General features: G+C 74.0%; 2 protein-coding genes and 1 pseudogene. 2 read left to right on the top strand and 1 reads right to left on the bottom strand.

What is annotated here, in order from left to right; translation table 11 throughout:
* Positions 1–43: 43 nt before the first annotated feature.
* Complete coding sequence (locus KBX39_RS25505) at positions 44–1,918, top strand: ABC transporter ATP-binding protein (RefSeq protein ID WP_210872889.1); 1,875 nt, start codon at positions 44–46, stop codon at positions 1,916–1,918.
* Positions 1,915–3,696 carry an ABC transporter ATP-binding protein gene (locus KBX39_RS25500; protein ID WP_209962675.1) on the top strand — a complete coding sequence of 594 codons (1,782 nt, stop codon included), beginning with the start codon at positions 1,915–1,917 and terminating at the stop codon, positions 3,694–3,696. The genes KBX39_RS25505 and KBX39_RS25500 overlap by 4 nt, the downstream gene beginning before the upstream one ends.
* A 4-nt stretch (positions 3,697–3,700) precedes the next feature.
* Here KBX39_RS25500 and KBX39_RS25495 read toward each other — a convergent pair.
* Positions 3,701–3,907 (bottom strand): annotated as a pseudogene (locus KBX39_RS25495) (30S ribosomal protein S4); the annotation flags it as partial.

Here is a 3,907-nt window from a genome sequence, read left to right as displayed (position 1 = left end):
GTAAGGATGGGGGAGAAAATTGCGGCTTACGGCGGGGGCGAACGTGGCGAGCGGGACAAGTCGGGACGTGCTCGGCAGAGGGCTACGGGTGCTCGGCCGGGCCATCCGGGAACAGCCGCGGATCTTCGCGGTGGCGGTCAGCGGCAGCGTGCTGTTCGGCCTCCTGGTGATCGCCAGCGCGTACGTGGTCGGCGGGGTGGTCGGCAAGGTCGTCGTGCCCGCGGTCGAGCGCGGCGAGGTGGCCCGCGGGACCCTGGCGCTGGCCGCGGCGGCGCTGCTCGGCATCAGCGTGCTGCGGGTCGTCGGCATCTTCGGCCGGCGGCTCGGCGCCGGTTACATGCAGTACCGGCTCCAGGCCGCCTACCGCCGCCGGGTCACCCGCCGCTACCTGGAACTGCCGCTGGCCTGGCACCACCGCAACTCCACCGGCACGCTGCTGTCGAACGCCAACTCCGACGTGGAGGCGGCCTGGTACCCGATCGCGCCGCTGCCGTTCGCGGTCGGCACGCTGGTGATGCTGGTCGGCGCGGTGGCGTCACTGTTCGTCACCGACTGGGCGCTGGCCCTGGTCGGCCTCGCCGTGTTCCCCGCGCTGTTCGCGCTCAACGTGGTCTACTCCCGCCGGATGGCGCCCCGGCAGGCCCGGGCGCAGCGGCTGCGCGCCGAGGTCAGCGGCATCGCGCACGAGAGCTTCGACGGCGCGCTGGTGGTCAAGACGATGGGCCGCGAGGCCCAGGAGACCGCCCGTTTCGCCGCCCGCGCCGGCGAGCTGCGGGACGCGCTGATCTCGGTCGGCCGGCTGCGCGGCGTCTTCGACCCGATGCTGGAGACGCTGCCCAGCCTCGGCACGCTCGCCGTGCTGGTGGTCGGCGCGATCCGGCTGCGGCAGGGCGCGATCACCGTGTCCGAGCTGGTCAGCGTCGCGTTCCTGTTCACCGTGCTGGCCTTCCCGGTGCGCGCCATCGGCTGGGTGCTGGCCGAGCTGCCGCGCAGCGTCGCCGGGTGGGACCGGGTGCGCCGGGTGCTCGACGCGACAGGCGAGATGCCGTACGGCACGAGGACGCTCGACCCGCCCACCCGTACGCCGGCCACGCTCGCGTTCCACGACGTGCACTTCGCGTACGAGCCGGCCGAGGCGCACCTGCCCGGCGCCCAGGTGCTCGGCGAGGTGACGTTCACCGTGCCGGCCGGGAAGACCGTCGCCCTGGTCGGGCCCACCGGTTCGGGCAAGTCCACGATCGCGTCGTTGGCCGTGCGCCTGGTCGACCCGGGCGCCGGGCGGGTCACGCTGGACGGCGTGGACGTGCGGGAACTGACCGCCGCCTCGCTCGCCGGCACCGTGGCGCTGGTGGCGCAGGTGCCGTTCGTCTTCGACGACACGGTCCGGGCCAACATCGCGCTGGACCGGGCCGGCATCGGCGACGACGAGGTGTGGGCGGCGCTGCGGCTGGCCGAGGCGGACGGCTTCGTGGCCGCGCTGCCGGACGGGCTGGACACCATGGTCGGCGAGCGGGGCACCTCGCTGTCCGGCGGGCAGCGGCAGCGGCTGACGCTGGCCCGGGCGCTGGCCGGGCGCCCCCGGCTGCTGGTGCTCGACGACGCCACGAGCGCTGTCGACCCGCGCGTCGAGGCGGCCATCCTGGCCGGGCTGCGCGCGCCCGCCGACGGCGGCGCCCCGGCGTCGATCCTGGTGGTGGCGTACCGCCGGGCCACCATCGCGCTCGCCGACGAGGTGATCTACGTGGAGCAGGGCCGGGTGGTCGCCCGCGGCGCCCACACCGAGCTGCTGGCCACCGTGCCCGGCTACGCCGACCTGGTCACCGCGTACGAGCAGGCCGAGCAGGAACGCGAGCAGAAGCAGACGTACGACGAGGTCACGCCGTTGCCGTCGGGCCTGGAGATTGAGGTGGACCGGTGAGTACGACCACGGGGGAGAACACCGAGAGCGCCGAGACCACCTGGCAGACGTTGCGGCGCGGGCTGGCGCTCTCCCCGGAGCTGCGCACCGGTCTCGCCGGCACGCTGGCGCTGGCGCTGGTCTACATGGTCGGCCGGGTCGCCGTGCCGGTGGCGGTGCAGCGCGGCATCGACCACGGCATCGTCGGCGGGCTCGACCTGAACGTCATCTCGCTCACCGTGGCGATCACCGCCGGGGTGCTGGTGGTCACCACCGCCTGCGGCTACCTGATGATGCGCCGGCTGTTCACGGTGAGCGAGACGGCCCTGGCCGGGGTGCGCACCCGGGCGTTCCGGCACGTGCACGACCTGTCGATGCTGCACCAGCAGTCCGAGCGGCGCGGCTCGCTGGTCTCCCGGGTGACCAGCGATGTCGACCAGATCACCCAGTTCCTCCAGTGGGGCGGCGTGATCCTGATCGTCAACCTGGGCCAGCTGCTGGTGACCACAGCGGTGATGCTCGCGTACTCCTGGCAGTTGACGCTCGTGGTGCTCGTCGCGTTCGCGCCGGCGGTGCTGGTGATCCGGCAGTTGCAGCGCCGCCTCGCCGGGGCCTACGGCCTGGTGCGGCAGCGCACCGGCACGCTGCTCGGCGCGATCGGCGAGAGCGTGGTGGGCGCGCCGGTGATCCGGGCGTACGGCATCGCCGGGCGGACCGCGCGGCGGCTCGACACGGCCATCGACGGTCAGCGGGTGGCCCAGCAGCGGGCGATCCGGATCAGCATCATGGGCAGCTCGGTGGGGGAGCTGGCGGCCGGGCTGGCGCTGGCCGGCGTGGTCGTGGTCGGGGTGAGCCTGGGCGTCGACCGCACGCTGTCGGTCGGCCAGCTCACCGCGTTCCTGTTCCTGGTCACGCTGTTCATCCAGCCGGTGCAGATCGCCACCGAGGTGCTCAACGAGGCGCAGAACGCGATCGCCGGCTGGCGCCGGGTGCTGGACGTGCTGGACGTCTCCCCGGACGTGGCCGACCCGGGCGAGCAGGGGCGGGAGCTGCCGCCCGGGCCGCTGGACGCCCGGTTCGCCGGTGTGACGTTCGCCTATCCGGGCGGCCCGCCGGTGCTGCACGACGTGACGCTGGACATCCCGGCCAAGAGCCGGGTGGCGGTGGTGGGCGAGACCGGCAGCGGCAAGACCACGTTCGCCAAGCTGCTCACCCGGCTGATGGACCCGACCGAGGGCGCGGTGCTGCTCTCCGGCGTCGACCTGCGGCAGGTGCGTTTCGACTCGCTGCGTTCCCGGGTGGTGATGGTGCCGCAGGACGGCTTCCTCTTCGACGCCACGGTCGGGGAGAACGTCCGCTTCGCCCGCCCCGACCTGACCGACGAGCGGCTCACCGCCGCCTTCGGCGAGCTGGGCCTGGCCGACTGGCTGGACGGGCTGCCGTCCGGGCTGGACACGCCGGTCGGTGAGCGCGGGGAGGCGCTCAGCGTCGGCGAGCGGCAGCTCGTGGCGCTGGCCCGGGCGTACGTCGCGGACCCGGACCTGCTGGTGCTGGACGAGGCGACGAGCGCCGTCGACCCGGCCACCGAGGTACGCCTGCAACGCACGCTCGACGCGGTGACCCGGGGGCGGACCACGCTCGCCATCGCGCACCGGCTGTCCACCGCGCAGGCGGCGGACGAGGTGATCGTGGTGGACCGGGGCCGGATCGTGCAGCGTGGCCCGCACGACGAGCTGGTCCGCGACACCGACTCCGTGTACGCGCTGCTGTACGCGTCCTGGTTGGAGCAGACCCGGTAACCGGTCAGCGGGAGTAGAACTCCACCACCAGTTGCTCGTCGCAGACCACCGGCACCTCGTGCCGGGCCGGTTCGCGTACCAGCGTGGCGCGCAGCTGCGCCGGCTGCGCCGACAGGTACGGCCGGGGTTGCGCGTCGGCGTGCGCCCCGGCGGCGGCGAGCTGGAACGGCGGCAGCGTGCGGCTGCGCTCGCGTACGCCGACCACCTGGCC

It is taken from the genome of Micromonospora sp. D75, assembly GCF_018070405.1.
In the GTDB taxonomy this organism is placed as follows: Bacteria; Actinomycetota; Actinomycetes; order Mycobacteriales; family Micromonosporaceae; genus Micromonospora; species Micromonospora chalcea.
This window is presented reverse-complemented; position numbering and strand designations above follow the sequence as displayed.